Annotated in this window: 21 protein-coding genes; 11 read left to right on the forward strand and 10 right to left on the reverse strand. The window is 53.8% G+C overall.

Features of this window, described 5'->3' with window-relative positions:
- Window positions 1-10: 10 nt before the first annotated feature.
- The 3 genes from agaV to agaR are packed head-to-tail and all read right to left on the reverse strand — an operon-like array spanning window position 11 to window position 2,569.
- Entirely contained in the window at window positions 11-487 is a 477-nt protein-coding gene (agaV, locus tag H5P17_RS12235; protein WP_044553202.1) for a PTS N-acetylgalactosamine transporter subunit IIB, read from the reverse strand.
- A 1-nt stretch (window position 488) separates the two neighbouring features.
- The gene (locus H5P17_RS12240) at window positions 489-1,772 is read right to left on the reverse strand and encodes a D-tagatose-bisphosphate aldolase, class II, non-catalytic subunit (RefSeq protein WP_182823162.1); all 1,284 of its coding nucleotides are present in this window, start codon (window positions 1,770-1,772) and stop codon (window positions 489-491) included.
- A 23-nt stretch (window positions 1,773-1,795) separates the two neighbouring features.
- Window positions 1,796-2,569 (reverse strand): transcriptional repressor AgaR, encoded by a 774-nt coding sequence (gene agaR, locus H5P17_RS12245; RefSeq protein WP_012146552.1) that lies wholly within the window; start codon window positions 2,567-2,569, stop codon window positions 1,796-1,798.
- A gap of 514 nt (window positions 2,570-3,083) precedes the next feature.
- On the opposite strand from agaR, the gene H5P17_RS12250 reads away from it, so the two are divergent.
- Entirely contained in the window at window positions 3,084-4,304 is a 1,221-nt protein-coding gene (locus H5P17_RS12250; RefSeq protein WP_182823164.1) for an MFS transporter, read from the forward strand.
- A gap of 174 nt (window positions 4,305-4,478) precedes the next feature.
- Here the strand turns inward: H5P17_RS12250 and H5P17_RS12255 are convergent, their stop codons facing one another.
- The gene (locus tag H5P17_RS12255; RefSeq protein WP_044553206.1) at window positions 4,479-4,592 is read right to left on the reverse strand and encodes a YmiA family putative membrane protein; all 114 of its coding nucleotides are present in this window, start codon (window positions 4,590-4,592) and stop codon (window positions 4,479-4,481) included.
- A 391-nt stretch (window positions 4,593-4,983) separates the two neighbouring features.
- A complete protein-coding gene (locus tag H5P17_RS12260; RefSeq protein WP_182823166.1) occupies window positions 4,984-6,636 on the reverse strand; it encodes a multidrug ABC transporter permease/ATP-binding protein in 1,653 nt (550 codons plus the stop codon).
- 153 nt (window positions 6,637-6,789) lie between these two features.
- Between H5P17_RS12260 and H5P17_RS12265 the strand changes: the two genes are divergently transcribed.
- The 5 genes from H5P17_RS12265 (at window position 6,790) to H5P17_RS12285 (ending at window position 11,573) form a co-directional block, all read left to right on the forward strand.
- Complete coding sequence (locus H5P17_RS12265; RefSeq protein ID WP_182823168.1) at window positions 6,790-7,710, forward strand: LysR family transcriptional regulator; 921 nt, start codon at window positions 6,790-6,792, stop codon at window positions 7,708-7,710.
- Window positions 7,711-8,046: 336 nt separating this feature from the next.
- Entirely contained in the window at window positions 8,047-9,630 is a 1,584-nt protein-coding gene (locus H5P17_RS12270) for an L-lactate permease (RefSeq protein ID WP_182823169.1), read from the forward strand.
- 34 nt (window positions 9,631-9,664) lie between these two features.
- A complete protein-coding gene (lldD, locus tag H5P17_RS12275) occupies window positions 9,665-10,807 on the forward strand; it encodes an FMN-dependent L-lactate dehydrogenase LldD (RefSeq protein WP_182823171.1) in 1,143 nt (380 codons plus the stop codon).
- A 228-nt stretch (window positions 10,808-11,035) separates the two neighbouring features.
- On the forward strand, window positions 11,036-11,467 hold the full coding sequence (locus H5P17_RS12280) for a VOC family protein (protein WP_044553213.1): 432 nt from the start codon (window positions 11,036-11,038) through the stop codon (window positions 11,465-11,467).
- Window positions 11,436-11,573 carry a hypothetical protein gene (locus H5P17_RS12285; RefSeq protein WP_156033856.1) on the forward strand — a complete coding sequence of 46 codons (138 nt, stop codon included), beginning with the start codon at window positions 11,436-11,438 and terminating at the stop codon, window positions 11,571-11,573. The genes H5P17_RS12280 and H5P17_RS12285 overlap by 32 nt, the downstream gene beginning before the upstream one ends.
- Here H5P17_RS12285 and H5P17_RS12290 read toward each other — a convergent pair.
- The gene (locus H5P17_RS12290) at window positions 11,560-12,504 is read right to left on the reverse strand and encodes a LysR family transcriptional regulator (RefSeq protein ID WP_182823173.1); all 945 of its coding nucleotides are present in this window, start codon (window positions 12,502-12,504) and stop codon (window positions 11,560-11,562) included. The two genes, H5P17_RS12285 and H5P17_RS12290, sit on opposite strands and share 14 nt — an antisense overlap.
- Window positions 12,505-12,652: 148 nt before the next feature.
- Between H5P17_RS12290 and H5P17_RS12295 the strand changes: the two genes are divergently transcribed.
- On the forward strand, window positions 12,653-13,042 hold the full coding sequence (locus tag H5P17_RS12295) for a tautomerase family protein (RefSeq protein WP_182823175.1): 390 nt from the start codon (window positions 12,653-12,655) through the stop codon (window positions 13,040-13,042).
- Window positions 13,043-13,084: 42 nt separating this feature from the next.
- Here H5P17_RS12295 and H5P17_RS12300 read toward each other — a convergent pair whose 3' ends face one another.
- Window positions 13,085-14,851 (reverse strand): ABC transporter ATP-binding protein/permease, encoded by a 1,767-nt coding sequence (locus H5P17_RS12300; protein ID WP_182823177.1) that lies wholly within the window; start codon window positions 14,849-14,851, stop codon window positions 13,085-13,087.
- A 199-nt stretch (window positions 14,852-15,050) separates the two neighbouring features.
- On the opposite strand from H5P17_RS12300, the gene H5P17_RS12305 reads away from it, so the two are divergent.
- From H5P17_RS12305 to H5P17_RS26645, 4 genes are all read left to right on the forward strand, one after another.
- Window positions 15,051-15,620, forward strand: coding sequence for an HdeD family acid-resistance protein (locus tag H5P17_RS12305; RefSeq protein WP_182823179.1), 570 nt, complete (start codon window positions 15,051-15,053; stop codon window positions 15,618-15,620).
- Between the two features lie 154 nt (window positions 15,621-15,774).
- Window positions 15,775-16,707, forward strand: a complete 933-nt coding sequence (cbpA, locus tag H5P17_RS12310) for a curved DNA-binding protein (RefSeq protein WP_182823181.1) — start codon at window positions 15,775-15,777, stop codon at window positions 16,705-16,707.
- Window positions 16,700-17,005, forward strand: a complete 306-nt coding sequence (gene cbpM / locus H5P17_RS12315) for a chaperone modulator CbpM (RefSeq protein WP_182823183.1) — start codon at window positions 16,700-16,702, stop codon at window positions 17,003-17,005. The genes cbpA and cbpM overlap by 8 nt, the downstream gene beginning before the upstream one ends.
- Before the next feature lie 959 nt (window positions 17,006-17,964).
- Window positions 17,965-18,093, forward strand: a complete 129-nt coding sequence (locus tag H5P17_RS26645; protein WP_255477903.1) for a hypothetical protein — start codon at window positions 17,965-17,967, stop codon at window positions 18,091-18,093.
- Between the two features lie 109 nt (window positions 18,094-18,202).
- Here the strand turns inward: H5P17_RS26645 and H5P17_RS12320 are convergent, their stop codons facing one another.
- The 3 genes from H5P17_RS12320 to H5P17_RS12330 all read right to left on the reverse strand — a co-directional run bounded on the left by H5P17_RS12320 (window position 18,203) and on the right by H5P17_RS12330 (window position 19,745).
- The gene (locus H5P17_RS12320; protein ID WP_182823184.1) at window positions 18,203-18,508 is read right to left on the reverse strand and encodes a type II toxin-antitoxin system RelB/DinJ family antitoxin; all 306 of its coding nucleotides are present in this window, start codon (window positions 18,506-18,508) and stop codon (window positions 18,203-18,205) included.
- 204 nt (window positions 18,509-18,712) lie between these two features.
- On the reverse strand, window positions 18,713-19,102 hold the full coding sequence (locus tag H5P17_RS12325; protein WP_182823186.1) for an Hpt domain-containing protein: 390 nt from the start codon (window positions 19,100-19,102) through the stop codon (window positions 18,713-18,715).
- Window positions 19,103-19,118: 16 nt separating this feature from the next.
- A complete protein-coding gene (locus tag H5P17_RS12330) occupies window positions 19,119-19,745 on the reverse strand; it encodes a response regulator (RefSeq protein WP_044553224.1) in 627 nt (208 codons plus the stop codon).
- Window positions 19,746-20,425 lie beyond the last annotated feature (680 nt).

Genomic DNA, 20,425 nt, shown 5'->3' on the forward strand with positions numbered 1-20,425 from the left:
TCCCCCGAACTCAGAACAGCAGCTTGCCGACCGCCTCACCCGCTTCATCCGGCACCCGGCGTACCTCGCATTCAACGCCAAGCGCCGCCAGCTCGCGAAAGGCGGCGACGTCGCTCTCATCCAGCGAGACCGTTTTATGCACCTGCCGCTTCCCCTCAGCAAAATGCATGTTGCCGACGTTCACGAAACGGATCGGTACCCCACCCTGCACCAACCGCAAGACATCCTGAGGTGTTTTGCACACCAAAAAGATCTTCTGTCGATCCGCCGCCTTGTGGATCACGTCGATGGTCTTTTGCAGCGTGAAGTAGCGCGTCTGCACCCCTTCCGCCACCACCATATCCATCAGGTTCTGCTGCACAGGATCGGCTGCCGCCTCATCGTTGGCCACCACCACCAGGTTCGCGCCCAGGGTGTTGGTCCAGGTGACGCCCACTTGGCCATGCACCAGTCGGTTATCGATACGAGTCATCAAGATATTCGGCATTTCACTGCACCTCCGGATAGCAGGCGGCATGGTAGTCGTCGAGTACCTGCGTCACCTTGTGCATTACCCAGTCCTGCGGATCCTGGCTCAGTTCTCCGGCATTCAGCGCGCGGGCCTGATCTGGCAGGTACTGGCTCAACAGCGCCAACGGCACCGGGTGACGACGCAGGTTGTCCATCAGGCCATCCACCGCCTGCTGCACCTGCGGCTGTGGCCAGTAGTAACGCACCCGATCGCTCAGGCTATAGTGGCGGTCGAGATACTGTTGATGAGGGTTGCCATGGTAGTAGCGGCTCCACTGCTGCGGCTGCTCACGCATGACCTGTTCCAGCGTGGCGCACAGCTGCGCCGACTGATGTTCGCCAAGCCATTCACGTTCAATATGATCCAGTGCGAACAGCGCTTCGCGCAGTGCGAAGGTCAGCGCCGGGCCGACTTTCAGGATGGCAAAATGATCGCCCACCAGCTGTCGATAGGCCTGCGGCGGTTGGTAATCCGTTGAGTGCGCCTCGTACACCATACCCGGCTGCCGTTCGATAAAGCGGCTCAGCTCATGGGCCCGCTGCGGTTGATAGTGCTCCACGCTGTGATGATCAAACTCCACGCCCGGCTGCACCACCAGCGCAATGGTTCGCGTCCAGGCATCGACCAGTTCCGCTTGCTGCCAGGCCAGGCGATGGATTTCAAGCGTTTGCTGCACCGCCCGTGGCGTGGTGACCTGCATGCCTTCCAGCGCCTCCTGAGCACCGCCCGGCACCGGTACTTCGGTCCCGATCACATACACCGGTGGCTCACCGCCGCTTTGCTGCCAGGCGCGTTCAGCAATGGCACACAAACGTGCCGCACGGGCAGCAACAGTTTCATCATTTAAAGGGAAGGGATCGCCGGCACAAGACATGGAGCAATCGAGGTGGATTTTGCGAAAACCGGCGCGAACATAATCGTCGATCAGCGTTTCCGCCAACTGCATTGCTTCTTCTGCCGGCCGATCCTGCCAGGCGTTGGGGCCGAGATGATCGCCCCCCAGCCACAAACGATCGCGTGCCAACCCTTCCTCGTCCGCCAATCGCCACAGGGCATCGCGGAACTGTTCCGCCGTCTGGCCGGTGTAGCCGCCAAACTGATTGACCTGATTCGAGGTGGCCTCAACCAGTACCGGCGTGCCGCGCGTTTTGGCCTGCCGCAGGGCCGCTTTCAGCACCCAGGGGTGAGCGGAACAAACGGAAAAGATCCCGACCGGTTTACCGGCCTTGTGCTGCTCAACAAGCTGTAACAACTGCTGCATGAATCCCCCACGCAGGCGCAGTATTACCGATCGGCGATAACTACCTCCACGCCCAACTCGGTTAACGCCCGCTCGTAATCGTCCGGAAGAAGGCTGTCGGTGATCAGCCTATGAATTTGTCCGGCTTCGCGAATCATGCAAAAGCTCTTGCGACCAAACTTGCTGGCATCCGCCACGGCGATAATCTCGCGCGCCACCTCGCACATCACGCGGTTGAGGTGCGCCTCTCCAGGGTGAGGCGTGGTGATACCTGCAACCAGATCGAAACCGTCGACGCCCAAAAACAGTTTGTCGAAGCGGTACTGGCGCAATTGCTGCTCGGCAGCCGGACCGTAGAGCGAGTAAGAATTACGGCGCACGCTGCCGCCCAACACCATCACCTCCACCCCATCATTACCGGAAAGCTCATAGGCAATGTTCAGCGCATTGGTCATCACCACCAGATCGCGTCGTCCTTTCAGGAACGGCACTATCTGGGTGGTGGTGGAACCGGAATCGAGGATCAGCGCGTCGCCATCACGCACATAGCTTGCCGCTACGCTTGCGATCTGCGACTTCACATCGCGGTTCAGCCGTCCTTTGTCATGCAGTGGACGATCGAAGGCAAATTGCTGATTGAGCATTGCGCCGCCATAGGCCCGTAGCGCACACCCTTTTCGTTCCAGAAAGCGCAGATCGTTGCGGATCGTCACCGTGGATACGGCAAACTGTTTGCTGAGCTGCTCCACGCGAACGCTGCCGTGTTCGCATAACAGATCGATAATGTGTTCACGGCGCTTTGCGGTATTCACTGGCATGAGCTGCGGTCCTCAGGTTTCCGGCCAGGCCGGGGAGAAGATGGCTTTCGCTCTACTGCGCAGGCATTACAGCAAAGCGAAAGCAATGAAATTGTGATCGCGGTTACAGCGCTGTTTTAGCAGAAAAAGTGGCTAAAAACCTTTCGAATCGAAATGAAGTGAAAATTAATTAGCGGAGCGAAAGGCAAAATGAAATGTCAGGGCGAGCGCGGTAACCGGGGTGAGAAGCCTGCCGCAGTGCGCAGAACGAAAGCGCCCGCGCAACGGCCAGGTTGACCGACTTTTAGTTCGTCGGGTGATCGGGATCACATAATCGTAATTATGCCTATTCTGCGTACCGCTTGCGACAGGGGAAAGGCTTGCGCACCGCTTAATCGGCCCCTTGTCAGGCCAGGGGTTCTTCCCTACACTTGCGCGCAGATAGCGGTTCCCTGCCGCTACGTAAGCGTTAACGTCAATCAACGCATCATGCCGTGCAGAATTGATTGACTGCATGCCCTGGTGCGAGGAACTCATGCCACAACCCGCTGTAACCCCAACGCCTGCTGCGACAAAACGCAGCCGTTTACCTCACCCCTTATTACTCGTCGCCGGCATTATGCTGGTCGCTGCCAACCTGCGTGCCGCGCTGACCAGCGTGGGGCCGCTGCTGGAACAGATCCAGCAGCAGTTGATGCTTTCCGCCACCTCGGCCGGCCTGCTTAATTCACTGCCGCTGATCCTGTTTGCCGTGCTGTCGCCGGTCACGCCCGGCCTGGCCAAGCGCATCGGCATTGAACGTACGCTGGGCATGGCGTTGCTGCTGCTGGTGATTGGCATTGTGCTGCGTTCGATGCCGCAATCCGGCATGCTGTGGCTGGGCAGCGTGTTGATCGGTGCCGCCATCGCGTTTGCCAACGTAGTGTTGCCCACGCTGGTAAAGCGTGACTTTCCAGAGCGCGCCGCCGCCATGATTGCTGCCTATGCCGCGGTGATGTCTCTGGTGGCGGCCACCGCCTCCGGCCTGGCGGTACCTCTGGCGACGTTGCACGACCAAGGCTGGCGCTTTTCCCTGCTGTGCTGGGGCCTGCCGGCGCTGTTGGCGCTGATTGTCTGGCTGCCGCAGCTGCGCCGCGCATCGGCCCCGACGGCCGGTAACGCAGCACCGGCTCAACCCGCACCGTCGCGATCCCCCTGGGGCAGTGCACTTGGTTGGCAGGTAGCGCTGTTTATGGGGCTGCAATCCATCACCTTCTACACCATTATCGGTTGGTTCAGCACCTTTGCCGCCAGCCACGGTACGTCACCGCAACAGGCCGGTTTTGAGCTGTTTATCTATCAGGTGGTGGCGATCATCGCCAACTTTGTCATGGTGTTTATTCTGCCGCGCGCCCGCGATCAGCGCGCCATCGCGCTATGCGGTTCTTTGCTGATTTTTATCGGCGTCGCCGGTCTGTTGCTGCTACCGGGTTACTCTCTGGTGTGGTTGATTTTTGCCGGTCTGGGGGCGGGGAGTTCTTTGGTGCTGGCGCTGTCGTTCTTTGGCCTGCGCAGCAGCCATCATCATCAGGCCACGCAGCTGTCCGGCATGGCGCAATCGGTCGGCTATCTGTTGGCGGCGCTGGGACCCACGCTGTTCGGTTTGTTACACGATCTGACCCAGGGTTGGCGATTGCCACTGATGGTTCTGTTGTGCCTGACACTGTTGCAAATGCTGTTTGGCATGTTGGCCGGGCGCAATCGGGTTATTCGTTAATCTTAGGTGGAACGGGGTGTTCCGGCCCAGGGTCCCCGGCATCGTCCTGCCAGAGGTCGTTGATGAAATCCCGTTGCTCGCTCGTCAACTGCCATGAAGGGGGGATTTTGGCCGGACTTTCATCCCGGTAGCCCCCTGTGCGCTTTACGCGTTTTTTTTCCATCACCCTATTTCCTAAATAAACAGCCAATAAATCACGGCGGCGACGGCCAGCCAAAACACCCCGCAGCCGATAAATACGCACAGCCAAGCTTTACGTTTGATATCCGCGTCATCCTTGCCTATCACAGTCGCCCCATCCAATAGATTAAACTAATCGATAATCGATTATTGATCTATTTAAACGATCAATAAAGTAGTTTGTTCCTATGGAAATTATAAAAATACGTGCTACCCCATAAGAGGGATTCACCTAAATGAGAGGAAAGCGCCCAAGTGGCGCGGTTCTGGCCGCACAAAAATGAGCCCCGTAGAGGACTTCTGGCCGTTTTTTATGGTACTGACAACCAGAACAAATCAATGGGTAATTCGAGCTTTTTTGAGATAAAAAACTATTAAAAAACCAAATCAATCGCACGATCGACCAAGGCCCTGATTAACTCAGGGTTAAGTTGGTTTTTGAAAGGGATTTTAACGGGAGGGATGGCCCGGGCAGCGACAGCCGCCCGAGTAACATTAATCAGTCAAGATGTGAAACCGAGTCTTTACTGGCGAGTTCACGCTCGCTGCCGGTCAATTCGCTAAGGTGCCCATCGCGCATTTGCAACAGGCGGTCCGCATGTTCGAAATAGTGATCGTCATGGCTAATGGCAAACACCGTTTTGCCCAACGCACGCAGCTGCGGCAGCAATTCGCGGTAGAAGATACGTCTAAATTGCGGATCCTGATCCGCCGCCCATTCGTCCAATAGCAGAATATCCCGCTCTTCGGCCACCGCCAGCAACAGCGCCAGACGCTTGCGTTGCCCCTGGGACAACTGAGGATTGGTCACCCGAAGACCGTCAAACTCCAGCTTGTTTTTCATGTTCAGCCGATGAAGCCAGCTTTCCACCAGTTCAGCATCCGGCTGCCCGCCATCAGGCCCCTGCAAATGCTGGAACGGATGAAAATCGGTGAAAATGGCGGAAAACAACCGGCGATAGTGGTGTATATCCGCCGGGCTCTGCACAATGCCGTCCAGTAATATCTGGCCACTGACCGGCTGATACAGCCCGGTCAGCAGCATGGCCAGCGTCGATTTTCCGCTGCCATTGCCACCAATCAGGAACACCAATTCGCCGCGGCGCAGCGTCAAATTCAGCGGGCCCACGGCGAACCCTGCCTTTTCTTCCGTCGCGCCATAGTGGAACATCACCCCACGCAGCTCCAATGTTTGCCAGGCTTTGGCCGCTACCGCAGGAAATTGCTCTTGATAGTCGGCGAGCCGTAAGGATTTGACCTTGTTGAAGGCCACTTCTGCGCTGATAAGCGTAGGGAATGCCCCCACCGCCTGCAGTAACGGCGTGCGCAGGAACAGCAGCGTCAGTGAATAGGTCGCCGCCACGGCAGTATCGGCCCAGCCCAGGCTGTTGGCCATATAGAACACCAGGCCTATCGCGCCCAGCATCATGATATTCGACCAGTTCACCGCGCTAAGATGGAAGGTATCAGCACGAATAATATGGTAACGATACTCTTCGGCATCCGGCTGGTAGGCCTGGCGAAACAGCGCTTTGGCACGATCGCGGTTCAACGCCAGCTCTTTACGGCCGTCTATGGCTGACTGATAGTGCTGATAGAGTCGCTCTTCGGATTCACGCACGTTGGTCAGATGACGATAGACCCGCGATACCAGACAGCCGCTGCCAAACACCGTTACCGCGACCCAGATGGCCGTCACCGCCAGCATCTGCGGCGACAGCCAGCCCAAATAAGCTGCCGATCCCAACGTCAATATCACCCCCTGTACCAGTTCGGGCAAACGCACAAAAGCCAGGGTAATATTGCGAATGTCGCTGGCCAGGCTAGCCAACAGCGCAGCGCTGCCCAACTGCTCGATCCGCTCAATATGGGTATCCAGGATCCGTTTCACCAGTTGACCACGTAGCCGGAACACAAAGTGGTGGCCCAAGGTGGTCAGCGCCAGCTGCGAACCCAGCGTCACTGCCATCAGCAATGCCAGCAACCCGAGAAACTCCGGCAATACCGCCAGCGGATCGCCCGCCGCCGTCATCAGCCGCAGGTTGATAAAGGCAATGATGCCGATACCCAATGCCGCGCTGGCCATGGTCAACGCCATTACCGCCACAAACGGCCAGCGATATTGGCGGCAAACCACCCGTAGCAACTCCATGAAGAATCCTTACCCTGAAATATTGAGATGGCAGGCATTGTAAGCGGCCAAAAAGTGATATCAATAACAATTCTCATATTGTCGTCGACGATTGATTCCTGCCCGAGAGGATTTACACTGGCTGGAGATCTGGGACAAGGAAAACCAAGACTGATGCTGCCTACACATGAATATGCCAACGATCTGATCCTGTTCGCCTTAATTGTTGACTGCGGTTCTTTCAGCAAAGCCGCAGAAACGGCCGGCATCACCAGTTCGGTGGTCAGCAAACGTATCGGACGTCTGGAGAAATCCCTCGGCGCGCGCCTGCTTTATCGCACCACACGCAGCCTGACGCTAACGGAAAATGGCCGCAGCCTGTATCGCCAGGCCAAAGAGATCAGCGCCAAAATTCAGGATGCGCTGAACGTCGTCAGCGAAAACAGCGACGAATTGACCGGCGTTATCCGCATGTCGGTACCGACCATTTCGGGCGAGCTGCTGCTCAGCGAGAGCGTGGCGGAATTCTGTGCGCGGCACCCGAACCTGAAGGTAGAGATGCGGCTGGAAAATCGCTTTGCCGATCTGGTCAACGAAGGGATAGATCTGGCGATCCGCACCGGCACCCTGCCAGATTCAAGTCTCATCGCGCGCCACATTCTTGACTCCCGTTGGGTAATAGTCTGCTCGCCCGGCTATCTGCAACAGCATGCCGAACCCCATTCAGCCGACGACCTGCTCAAGCATAACTGCCTGACCTACACCTATCAGGAAAGCGGTACCGACAATTGGCTGATGAAGCCACCGGGCGGCAGCGAGATTTATGAGCTGCAGGTTAAAGGCAATTTGTCCGCCAATAACGCACGGGCTATCCGCAAGGCGGCGATTGGCGGTTATGGCATTGCCATGGTGCCACGTTGCATGGTGTTCGAGGATTTGCAGGAAGGTACGCTGGTAGAAGTTTTGTCCGGCCACTGTGGCAAGGTATTAGGCGTTTATGCGGTCTACCCTTATACCCGCAATTTACCGCTAAAAACCCGGTTGCTGATCGAACATATCATCGCGGACTATCAAAATATCCGCCATTACTTTTGAGGTCGATCACAATATCCTTCCTTTCAGCCGCAGGATGCCGGCGCGGGATTACAGCATTTTTAGATATAATCTATGGTGAATTAACGCCTAATTAATGTGATCCAGCCCCATCTCCGCTTTAAGTAAATAACCAATGCCTTGATTTTTAAATAAATACCCCTTACCCCTTCATATACCAATAATCCCATTTTGTAATCATCACGCTGACGCTTTTCGATGTTAAAAAATTGCCGTATAGCACCGCCTCCAATGTTGTGATTAGAATAAAAATGTTGCGGCAATTAACCATTTAGCTACATCTCCGCGAAAATAAAAATAATAACCGAAGAGGATCTTATGTCCCTTTTTTTCAGCGTTGCGCCCATCGTCCTGCTGATTTGGATGATGACCAAACGGAATGGCGTTCCCTCTTACCTCGCTCTGCCGCTGACGGCTATCGTCGTATATGCCGTGCAGCTACTGTGGTTCGACAGCGCTCCCCTGCTGTTGCATGCCAATATCGTCACTGCACTGGTGGCGGTCTTAACCCCTATCACCATCATCGCCGGTGCGATTTTGCTGAATAAACTGATGCAGATCAGCGGGGCGGAAAACGTGGTACGCCGCTGGTTGGAGAATATCAGCCCCAACCCAGTGGCCCAGTTGATGATCATCGGTTGGGCATTCGCGTTCATGATAGAAGGCGCCAGCGGCTTCGGCACGCCGGCGGCTATCGCGGCCCCCATTCTGGTGGGGCTGGGCTTTAACCCACTGCGGGTCGCCCTGCTGACGCTGGTGATGAACTCGGTGCCCGTCTCCTTCGGCGCCGTGGGTACCCCCACCTGGTTTGGCTTTGCCAATCTGGGCCTGTCGGACGCCAGCCTGCTGGACATTGGCCGCCAGACCGCGCTGATCCATTTTGTCGCCGGGTTCGTGATTCCGCTGCTGGCGTTGCGTTTTATCGTTTCCTGGCGCGACATTCGCCGCAATCTACCTTTTATTTTGCTTAGCATCCTGAGCTGTACCCTGCCCTATCTGCTGCTTGCTCAGGTGAATTATGAGTTTCCGGCGCTGGTCGGCGGCGCCATTGGCCTGGCGATGTCGGTGTTGTTGGCTCGCGCCGATATCGGCCTGACGTGCACAGAGAAGCAACAGGAAAACGCCCGGCCGGTGCCCTTTATGCAGGTGCTCAAAGCCATGACGCCGACCCTGCTGCTGATTGCTATCCTGATAGTGACCCGCATCCACCAATTGGGTATCAAAGCGCTGCTCAACAGTACGGCCCCGCTGTGGCAAGGGGATCTCGGTTGGCTGGGGGAACTGCGCGTCAGCGACGCCCTGATTATCGAGCTGCAACAGGTGCTCGGTACGCAGGCCGCCGCCAGTTACAAGACGCTGTACGTGCCCGCGCTGATCCCCTTTCTGCTGGTAGTGGTGCTGTGTATTCCGCTTTTTCGGCTGAGCCGTCACCAGGTCAAACAGATGTTCAGCGAAACCGGTCAACGGATAGCCAGGCCGTTTATCGCCCTGTTGGGTGCCCTGGTGATGGTCAACCTGATGATGCAGGGGGACAACGACGCACCGGTGATCCTCATTGGCAAAGCGCTTGCGGCGCTGACGGGGGAAAGCTGGCTGCTGTTCTCTTCTTTCCTGGGCGCGCTGGGGTCGTTCTTCTCTGGCTCGAATACCGTTTCCAACCTGACGTTCGGCGGCATCCAACAGTCGATCGCCCTGAGCAGCGGGCTAAACGTCAACCTGACGCTGGCGCTGCAATCTGTCGGAGGCGCCATGGGCAATATGGTGTGCCTGAACAATATTATCGCCGTCTGTTCGATCCTCGGGATCGGCAACGCCGAAGGAAAAATCATCAGAAAGACCGTGCTGCCGATGCTGGCGTACGGAGGGATCGCCGCCGTCATGGCCCAGATCCTGGCTCTCTGATCCAAAGTACGTTATCGAAAGAAGGTAAAAAAACATGATCATCTCCGCCTCAACCGACTATCGGGCTGCCGCGCAAGCCAAGCTTCCGCCCTTTTTGTTCCACTATATTGACGGCGGGGCCTACGCGGAGCATACGCTCAAGCGCAATACCGAAGATCTGGCCGATATCGCCCTGCGCCAGCGCGTGCTGCGCAATATGTCGGACCTCAGTCTGGAAACCCACCTGTTCGGCGAAAAGCTGGCGATGCCGGTGATACTGGGTCCGGTCGGGTTAACCGGCATGTATGCCCGTCGTGGTGAGGTACAGGCGGCTCGGGCCGCGGCGCAGAAAGGCATTCCCTTTACGTTGTCTACGGTTTCGGTATGCCCGATTGAGGAAGTCGCGCCGGCCATCGATCGGCCCATGTGGTTCCAACTGTACGTGCTGAAGGACCGTGGCTTTATGCGTAATGCGCTCGAGCGTGCCAAAGCGGCCGGGGTGAAAACGCTGGTGTTCACCGTTGATATGCCGGTCCCCGGCGCGCGCTATCGCGACGCCCATTCCGGTATGAGCGGCCCCAACGCCTCCCTGCGCCGCGTGCTGCAGGCGTTTACTCACCCGCAATGGGCCTGGGACGTTGGCCTGTTGGGGAAACCGCACGATCTGGGCAATGTGTCGGCCTATCGCGGTAAACCGACCAGTCTCGAAGACTATATCGGCTGGCTGGGGGCCAACTTCGATCCTTCCATCTCATGGAAAGATCTGGAGTGGATCCGTGAATTCTGGGAAGGGCCGATGATCATTAAAGGCATTCTGGATCCCGAAGACGCCAAGGATGCGGTGCGATTCGGCGCCGACGGCATCATCGTCTCCAACCACGGCGGCCGTCAGTTGGACGGTGTACTCTCGACCGCACGCGCCATGCCGGCGATCGCCGATGCGGTAAAAGGCGACATTACGTTGCTGGCCGACTCCGGCATCCGCAGCGGATTGGACGTGGTGCGAATGATCGCTCTGGGGGCTGACAGCGTACTGCTGGGGCGCGCCTTCGTTTACGCGCTGGCCGCCGCCGGTCAGGCCGGTGTCGCTAACCTGCTGGAGCTGTTGGATAAAGAAATGCGCGTTGCCATGACGCTGACCGGAGCCAAAACCATTGCTGAAATTGGCGCCGGCTCTTTGGTCCACGGACGCGGCTGACACCCTCCCCTGGCGGTTCCTGAAGCCGCCAGCATCATGGCCGTTGCACCCACCGTGGCGACGGCGCTCTCACCAGCCATGAGCCGTAGTTGCCCGTTGTCACCTGCGGTCTAAACGGGCAACGCCACTCATAAATCGCCCCATGCTAACTTATGCCGATTCAGTCTGATGGTTGTCGGATAACGGGTGCATGATGGTGGCCTGGCCCTTTCTTTTAAGGCATCACCGATGACGACAAAACTCACCGAAGCCGGTTTTTGGCGCAAGACCGCGGACTCTTCAACGTTGAAAGAGCCGAGGGTTTTGATCCGGGTCTATGTCGGCGAAGGCGAAATAGACCGCACCATCGCCTTTTATGAACAGCTGCAGGGAGTGCAGGCAGACATGCGTTTTGATTTTCCTCAGCACAGCCTGGTGTTGGCAGCCGTCGGCCCCTTTTTGATCCTGGAAGGGTCGCCAGAGAATTTGCAGCCCTTCCGCTCTACCGTCGGCACGCTGTTGGTCGATGATATTTATCCCTATCATCAACGCCTGCTGGACGCCGGAGCAGAAATATTTTTCGGTCCGGTGGAAGTCCCGACCGGTGCCTGTTTCAATGCCCGCCTACCCGACGGTACGGTGCTGGAATATGTTCACCACCGACCGCGCGACGGCGAGTAAAGCCGCCTGGTTACTCTCGCCGCAAAAAGAAATGCTTGATGGTTTGCCGCAGCCATTGATGCGCGGCACCGCACAAGAGCCCAATGCGCCGTTCAGCCGGCAGTAAACCCTTCTGCAAAGGCGCCACGCAAATAACGGCTGAACTCCGTCACTGCTCGCGATACCTGGGACGCATAGGGGCGAACCACATAAAGACTGTCGGCAAAAGCGCCTATCGGCCGCCAGGCCGGCAGTACCTCAATCAATCGACCGTCCGCCAACGCCTGCTGCGCGCTGAAGTCCGGCAGCAAGGCAATACCCAACCCTTCTGCCGCCGCATCGCGTATCGATTCGCTGTTATTGGTGGCAAAAGGGCCGCTGACCGGCACGCGAGTTTTTTCTGCTTTGCCCTGCGACGCGTGTTTAGCCACGAAGCTCCAGCCGGGTTGTTCGGTGCCGCGGGGGTAGTAAAGGCACTGATGCCGTTGCAGATCCGCCGGTGACGTCGGCATGCCGTGGCGTTTTACGTAGTCTGCCGACGCCACCGCCAGGGTTTCGGTTGAGCACAGCCGCCAGGCGACATGGGTATCGGGCAGGCTGTCACTGTGACGGATCGCCAAATCAAAACCCTCGGTAGCCAACGATACCAGCCGATCCGAAACCTCAAGCTGCACCCGCACCTCAGGATTAGCGCGGAGAAAGCCGGTAATACGCGGCACCAGTTGTTGACGAGCAAACGCCACCGGCGCCGTGACCCGCACCGCACCGCGCAACGGCCCGGCAGAGTCGCAAATGCCGGAAAAACTCTGCTTAATCTGCGCGAAAGGCTGGCGCAGTTCTTCGACCAGCCTCAATCCGGCCTCGGTCAGCCTGACGCTGCGGGTGGTCCGCTGTACCAACGGCACCCCGGCCAGCATTTCAATCTCTTTGATTTTTTGGCTCATGGCCGCTTTGCTGACGTCCAACCGCTCCGCCGCCCGGGTATAACTGCCCTGCTCGGCCAACACGGTAAGCCAATGCAAATGGGTCCACAGGGTTTCTATTTTGGGATTTTTCATCGTCGACTGTTCATTTATCTAAACAATGAATTCAAGTATAGCGCTTCTTCCCGTCCCGGTGCTTGGCTAAGATGCATGCACAAAGGCGATGTCAAAACGCTGCCCTGCGCACAGAAAAAACCATTAACTCACTGACAGGATTATTACTATGCCATTAGTTATCTTTGATGTAATCGAGGGTCGCAGCGACGCCGAACTGCAAAAGCTGCTTGATGCAGCCCACCGTGCTGTCCTCAGTGCCTTTGAGGTTCCCACTCGCGATCGCTACCAGATTGTTCATGAAAATAAGGCTAAGCACATGGTGATTGAAGATACCGGTCTTAACCTGACCCGTACCCGCGATCTGGTGGTGGTTCGGGTGATTACCAGCCCACGGGCCGAAGAGCAAAAACAACGCTTTTATGCCGAGCTTTGCCGTGAGCTGAAAGAAAGCTGCGGGATTGAAGGCAATGACTTAATGGTGTCCATCACCACCAACAGCAAGGGTGACTGGAGCTTCGGCAAGGGCGTGGCACAATACCTGACTGGCGATCTTTAACTGCCGAGCCCCAGGCCTGGGTTATCACCTGGGGCAACACTTTCAGGACTGCTGCTCTTCGCTATATTGGTTTTGCCACATTGCAGCATAGCGGCCGTTGGCAGCCAGCAAGGCGTCATGTCGCCCACGCTCAACGATCTCACCGGCCTCCAGCACGATGATTTCATCAGCATCCACCACCGTCGACAGACGGTGCGCGATCACCAATGTGGTGTGGTCGCGGCTCACCTCACGCAGATGCGCCTGAATTTCGCGTTCGGTCTGGGTATCCAGAGCACTGGTTGCCTCGTCGAACACCAGGATCGCCGGATTTTTCAGGATGGTGCGGGCAATCGCCACCCGCTGCTTTTCCCCACCCGACAGCTTGAGCCCGCGCTCGCCCACCCGTGTTTCATACCCATCGGGCAGGCTGACGATAAACTCGTGAATATGCGCCAACCGAGCCGCGCGCTCGATCTCTTCCTGACTCGAACCGGTTTTACCGTAACCGATGTTGTAGCCCAACGTATCATTGAACAACACGGTGTCCTGCGGCACGATGCCGATGGCCGCGCGCAGGCTGGCCTGCTTCAGGCCGCGGATATCCTGGCCGTCAATCGAGACGGCGCCGCCGTTCACGTCGTAGAAACGAAACAGCAGCCGGGATAGCGTGGATTTACCGGCCCCCGAAGCGCCGACGACTGCCACCGTGTTGCCGGCCGGGATGGTGAAACTGACGTTTTTCAGGATCGGCCGACGCTCATCATAGCCAAAGCTGACCGAGTCAAAACTCACCTCACCTGCGCGCAATTGCAACGCTGTCGCATCTGGCCTGTCGACAATTTCCTGCTCTTCCTGCAGCAGATCGAACATGTTCTCCATGTCGATCAGCGCCTGCCTGACTTCGGCATAAATAAACCCGAAGAAATTCAGCGGCTGATAAAGCTGCAGCAGATAGGCATTCACCAACACAAAGTCACCGACCGTCATCCGCCCCTGCACAATGCCCTGCGCTGCCATCGCCATCATCACGATCAATCCGATGGATATGATGGCCGTTTGCCCGAGGTTGATGGCGGTAAAACTGAACTGATTTTTGATGGCGGCATATTCATACAGGCGACGCGACATATTGAACCGATCGGCCTCAAAATCTTCATTACCGAAGTATTTTACCGTCTCGTAATTCAACAGGCTGTCGAGCGATTTGCTGTTGGTATCGGCGTTGGCCCGGTTGAGCTCACGCCTGAAACGGGTTCGCCAGCTGACGGCCATCACGGTGAACAGGATATAGCAGCCAACCGTCACCACAATCGCCAGCGCAAACCAGCCGTTTAACAGATGCCACATGATCACCGAAACCAGGGTGATTTCGAACAGGATAGGAAAAATGGAGAACAGCAGCCGCGAAAGCACCGTCGCCACCGCCTGAGTGCCGCGTTCGATCGACAGCGACAGCCCGCCGGTCTGCCGCTCCAGGTGAAAACGCAGGCTCAGCGCATGCAACTGTCTAAATACGCGCAATCCCAGCAAGCGGGTCGCATTCTGGCTAACGTGCACGAACATCACGTTGCGCAATTCTTCAAATAACGCGCCCCCGACGCGCGCCACACCATAGGCCAGGATCAAGCCAATGGGGATCGCCAGCATTTTGGCGGTTTCACCGCTCAAGGCATCGACCATGGCTTTATAAGCCAGCGGTACCAGCGTGATACTGACCTTGGAAACCACCATAAAAACAAAGGCGATCACCAGGTAATAACGCAGCCTGGGATTATCTTTAGGCCACAGGTAGGGCAGCAGAAACTTCAATAAGCGGGAACGGTCCATATCAGGTATCTATTGTCTCAGTCAGCAGAGCGGCGTGATTTTTTATATTCTGGCACGTATGCCATGAAAAACCTTCGGTAATTCGCCGCTATGACTCTTTTTGAGCCGGAGGACAAAACACCGCAGCAAAGCATCATCACCAAGAAGGTGTGTTCCACTATAATAATGTGCAGGACATTCAAAACAAGGGAGTTGCACCATGCTAAATATGAATCATCTTCATTCGTTGAATATCGATGAACAAAGCCTAAAGAAACAACGTACCCCGCTGTTAATCATCTCAATATTGCTTTTAGTGGGCGGCATTTTTTGCCTGTTCAGCCCCTTCGCTTCCGGTGCCGCGCTCAGTATGGTCATGGGCATTTTTTTGCTGCTGAGCGGTTTCGGTCTCATTTTCGGCATGCTGGCTAACCGAGTGCAAAATACCTGGCCGATGATCGGCGGTATTTTGCTGGGGGTGGCTTATCTTATTATCGGCTACGTGTTTATCACCACCCCGGCGGTAGGCATTTTCGCCATGGCGGTCTATCTTGCCGTGTTGTTCGCTCTGGGCGGCATTGTTCGACTGATAGCCGGCTATAAGCTCCGTGAAGTCAGCGGCAGCTGGCTGCAATACGTGATTGGTATTTTGGATCTGATCATTGCCTGGATGCTGTTCAGTGCCGATCCGATGACCTCCGTCGTGTTGGTCACCACCATTGTCGGTATTGAAATGCTTTTCAGCTCTTTTGGGCTGTTCCAGGTTGCCCGGCAGCTGAAACGCTCGTGATCTCAGGCGGGGCCACTCGGCTCCGCTTTTCCGTTGCGCTGCCGACAATTACCCCGATACATCGGCGGCCAAGTGCCTTAATATTAATCAGGTTGCACGCAAAACAGGTTCAGTTACTTCCCCTGACGAAAGATTGAAATGAGATGATAACGCTATGGAATTCAAGGACTATTATACCATTTTAGGGGTCAAACCATCCGATGACCTCAAGGCGATAAAAACCGCCTACCGCCGGCTGGCGCGAAAGTATCATCCAGATGTCAGTACGGAAAAAAATGCCGAGGCGCAGTTTAAAGAAGTGGCCGAAGCCTACGAGGTGCTGAAAGACGACGAGCGCCGCGCTGAATATGATCAACTCCGCCAACATCGCAATGATCCGAACTTCGGCCGCCAAACCCAGCATGCACACGCAAATGCAAATAATGCCGAAGATTTTTCCGATATCTTTTCCTCCATGTTCGGCGAACATGCGCGCGGCCAGCGTCAGCGCCAAAGCCGAGCCATGCGTGGGCAAGATATTGAAATGGAAGTGGCCATATTCCTGGAAGAAACAGTTGCCGAGCAAGCTCGCACTATTCGCTACAGCCTGCCGGTCTATAACGCCTTTGGCATGGTGGAGCAGGAAATCCCCAAAACCCTTAATGTGAAAATCCCTGCCGGCGTAGGCGATGGCGAACGCATTCGTCTTAAGGGCCAGGGCGGACCGGGTAGCGACGGCGGCGCAAACGGCGATCTCTACCTTATCATCCGTATTGCTCCGCACCCATTATTCGACGTGGTAGGGCACGATCTGGAAATTGTGTTGCCGATTGCCCCCTGGGAAGCTGCACTCGGTGCCAAGGTGCCGGTTCCTACTCTGAAAGACAGCATTTTGTTGACCATCCCTGCCGGCAGCCAAACCGGGCAGCGCCTGCGCGTTAAGGGAAAAGGCTTGGTCGGCAAAAAGGAAACCGGCGATTTGTATGCCGTGATCAAGGTCATGATGCCGCCGAAGCCAGACGAAAAGAGTGCTGCGCTGTGGCAACAGCTGGCGGAAACTCAGGCGAGCTTTGATCCGCGCAAAGAGTGGAGTAAGCAAAATGGCTAACCTAAAAGTAACTTTCACCATTACCGAGTTTTGTTTGCATACCGGTGTGACTGAGGATGAGCTAGCGGAGATTGTCGGCTTGGGCGTTATAGAGCCGCGCAACCCGACAACGGAAGAGTGGATCTTTGACGATCGCGCCTTGATCACTTTCCATCGTGCTCAGCAATTGCACCATGAGCTGGCACTGGACTGGCCGGGCATTGCCGTCACCCTGACATTGCTCGAAGAGATTGAGCAGTTACGTAAAGAAAACAGCCAGTTGCAGCAACGGCTGGCTCGATTCGTTGCCAGGCCCTGATAGGCGAAAATGCCCCATAACATCGCCCCTTTCCGCTCAGAAAAAGTAATTTCGCTTTAATATTTCCCCTGAGCGGATGGGTGCCAATGAAAATATGCTTTAAATACTGAAAAATAAGGCTTCGCGGGTATTTCATAAGCACTGTTAATAAAGACATGTCATTAAAAACAGTATTGACACTGTTTGATAAACCCGTAGATTGGTAATCAACAGCAGCGTAATGATAGCGGCTGTTAATAGTAAAAGTGTTAAGTAAACTGTTATTAATTTATTTTGCGATAAAGGCCACGAAGTTTTTTTAGTATGGGCCATCGATGCTGAGAAAAGTTACAGTCTTGCTCGATGAAGCTTTAAGGCCACGTCATAAGTACCGACAATCGCAGGGTGTGTACCAAAACGCGATGATGTAAGGCCATGGTAGAACTGTTTTTTGTTTGCGATCAATGAGTAAGATAGTGAAAGCCGGTCGCAATAGAAGTGAGGCTATGCATCAAAGAATAGATATCGCGAGGGGAGATGTACGAGTTGAGATGCCATACCTTTATTATTTAGGTGGGCGCTGAGTTTAAACTGATAAATATAGGGGAGGCTTTCTTTAACCCAATATTATCTACGATTAACCTGTACATTTAGTGTAGAACTTCAGCAGTAAAATATTAAGCCTGGTAATGTTAAATTTGAAGTCGATAGTACCTTAAAAGCCCTGGCTGCAACGGTCAGGGCTTTTATCATTGATGCAAACCCTGAGCCGTATTGATCGTTAACTTCCTCCTCAGCAGCCCCCAAGAAAAACCGCAGCAACAATCTCATTTACCGCTCTGCGTGACGGTTTTTTACGCCCCCCCACACACTTATCATTAGGATTTTTACCTAAAAATACAGTTTAAGTTCAACGTCGTTAGGATTCATCTTAAAATACAACCAGGGATATTTATGGATCTTGATGCTCAGGGAATGAAATGGATGACAAACAGCGTAAGCAGGGTTATCGGGTAGAGTATGGCGAAGAATGGAAGCCAGAAAAAATCTCTAAGTGGTTTTGGTTTGTGCTGATCGCCATTCTTGGTGTTTTAATTGCCGCTTCCTAAAAATAGCAAGCGAGAAGGTTTTCTGTATAAAGTCAGGGATATGTCTCAGCGGTCGAAACCGCTGAGCAGAGTGCGAAAGTATTCATTTTATTATAGAGAAATGAATAGTCTAACTGCGATTATCGGTATTCAACATATTCCCTAGCTTTTCTGATTTATATTGAGAATAGTTACGCTGGGTTTCAGGATATTCCAGCTGGGACAGAATATCATTATAAGCCTGGTAGCAAGGTTGTTCGCGGTTAGCGCTACTGCCATTGAGCAGTTCTTCCGGCATGGTTCCCTCTTTCACTATGCGGCCAAGGAACATCCGAATGCCTTCAGAAACGGTCATGCCCATCTCTTTGAATACCGCTTCTGCGCGTTGCTTTAAGTTCGTGTCAATTCGCGCCTGAACAATGCTATCGCGTGTCATAAAACCCTCCTGGTGACATTTATCTCATCCTGTCAGGGTATTATTGCGCTGGAGATAGCGGATAAAAATGAGAATTCAGCTCGGCGCAGTAACGCTATTGACGGTTATAGTGTGAGCAATAACCACATCTCTCGTAAGGTAAAGATGACATAACCAGGAGTGCGCGTTTAAATGCTCTGTTATTACCTCATCATTATGCTCAAACTAACGCAGATGGATTAAACAGTCATTCAAAGAAAATATCATTAATTCTATTATTTTCAAACCGCTATAGATTTTATCAGGGTGCATATCTTCCAACCCTCGGTTCTCAAAGGCCAGACAGGCCGCCGCAATCTCTTTCGCACAGATGGTTTGCGCGGAGCCTTTTAATCGATGAACCGTTTTGGCAACCCCAACCCGATCACCCTGCTTTGCCAAGGTTTGGGCCAGGGCAATTTCCTTTATATTTTCTTCGTTAGCTTTATAAAGTAGCGTTTTAATAAAAGAAATGTCGTTGCCAGCAACCTGAAAAAGCCGGTTGATATCTACATGTGCGGACAACGATAACTGGCCATCCTCCATCACATTCTGCCCCTCGTTGGGTTTGCGCATTTTTCGTCCAGGTTATTTAATCCAAATTATTTTTCATGCAAAACTCATAGGTTTCCATCATGCTATTAAGGTCCAGCTTGGCCATAACTCTTCTTTTATAGGTCCCTACCGTCTTATCACTTATATTCATCTGCAAACCAATATCGACCAATCGCATGCCTTTTGCCAAATAACGTAATACCTGCAACTCTTTTGCCGAAAGCGAAGCAATTGCATTTTTTTGTTTATCTTCATCGGGCTGCAAAATCTGTTGTCTTGCCTGTTTTAAAGGGAAATAACCATAGCCGGCGCTAATTGCTGCCACAGCGCTGTGCAGGTCGCATAAGTTATTCGCCTTACTGATAAAACCATCCGCCCCGGCGCTCACACAGTTTTTAATATAGTAAGGTTCGTCTTTCCCCGACAGCACCAGGATAGCCCCACCGAACTGGCGTTTGCGCAAACGCTGAACCAGTTCAATGCCGCTGATAGAGTGAATGTCGATATCAACGATAACCAGATCCGGCTTGTGTTTTTCAATTAATGATAGCGCCTCAAAACCATCACCCGTTTCACTAATTACCCTGAGGCCTTCTTTTTCCAACAACACTTTAATGGCAAAACGTGTGACAGGATGGTCGTCAACAACCAAAACACTCTTCATCGGTCACTACCTCATTATTTTCGTCAATTTACTGCTGCCCTGGAAAGCCCAAAAAGATGATAATGAATAATTGAAGCTTGGCTCAATGATACGCAGTTCACCATGGCATGAATGGCTAAGATTATTTTATATTAGGCCCAAAAAACCGTTAGCAGTAACAATGAATCATACTATACCCTCGTGGTCATCACCATAGAGAGAATTCACTTACCATTTGTTTTTATTAATGTTATGTGGATGTTACATGCCATCTCCGCTCATTATTTTGTTGTTGAACAGATCATATCATTATTGCGAATTTCGCGCCTATGTCGTTGGAGAAAACCCTGGCCACAGACGCAAATTTTGTGTAAGGGAAACATTACACAAAATAACGCCGATGATTACAAAAAAATCAGGATTACCTTACAAAAATTGAAAGGATGTTCCGATGGGTTAAAAGAAAGCTTCGCTATAATCTATCTAAATCCTATCTCAATGCCTTACAGCCATAATGTCTACGCCTCCATTTGACAATATTCCTATAGAAACCGCACCTTATTAAGGTTCACGACTTCTGCTGTGTAGCTATCTCCAGACTTTATGATTATCAATTAGTGCTAATTTACACTTCGTTAGCCTAAAAATTAAAATCCGTGCATTCTACATGGAACCTTTGATAATCAATGCGTCTTTTTAAA

Origin of the sequence: Serratia sp. OS31, assembly GCF_014164835.1 — a bacterium.
GTDB lineage: Bacteria > Pseudomonadota > Gammaproteobacteria > Enterobacterales > Enterobacteriaceae > Serratia > Serratia liquefaciens_A.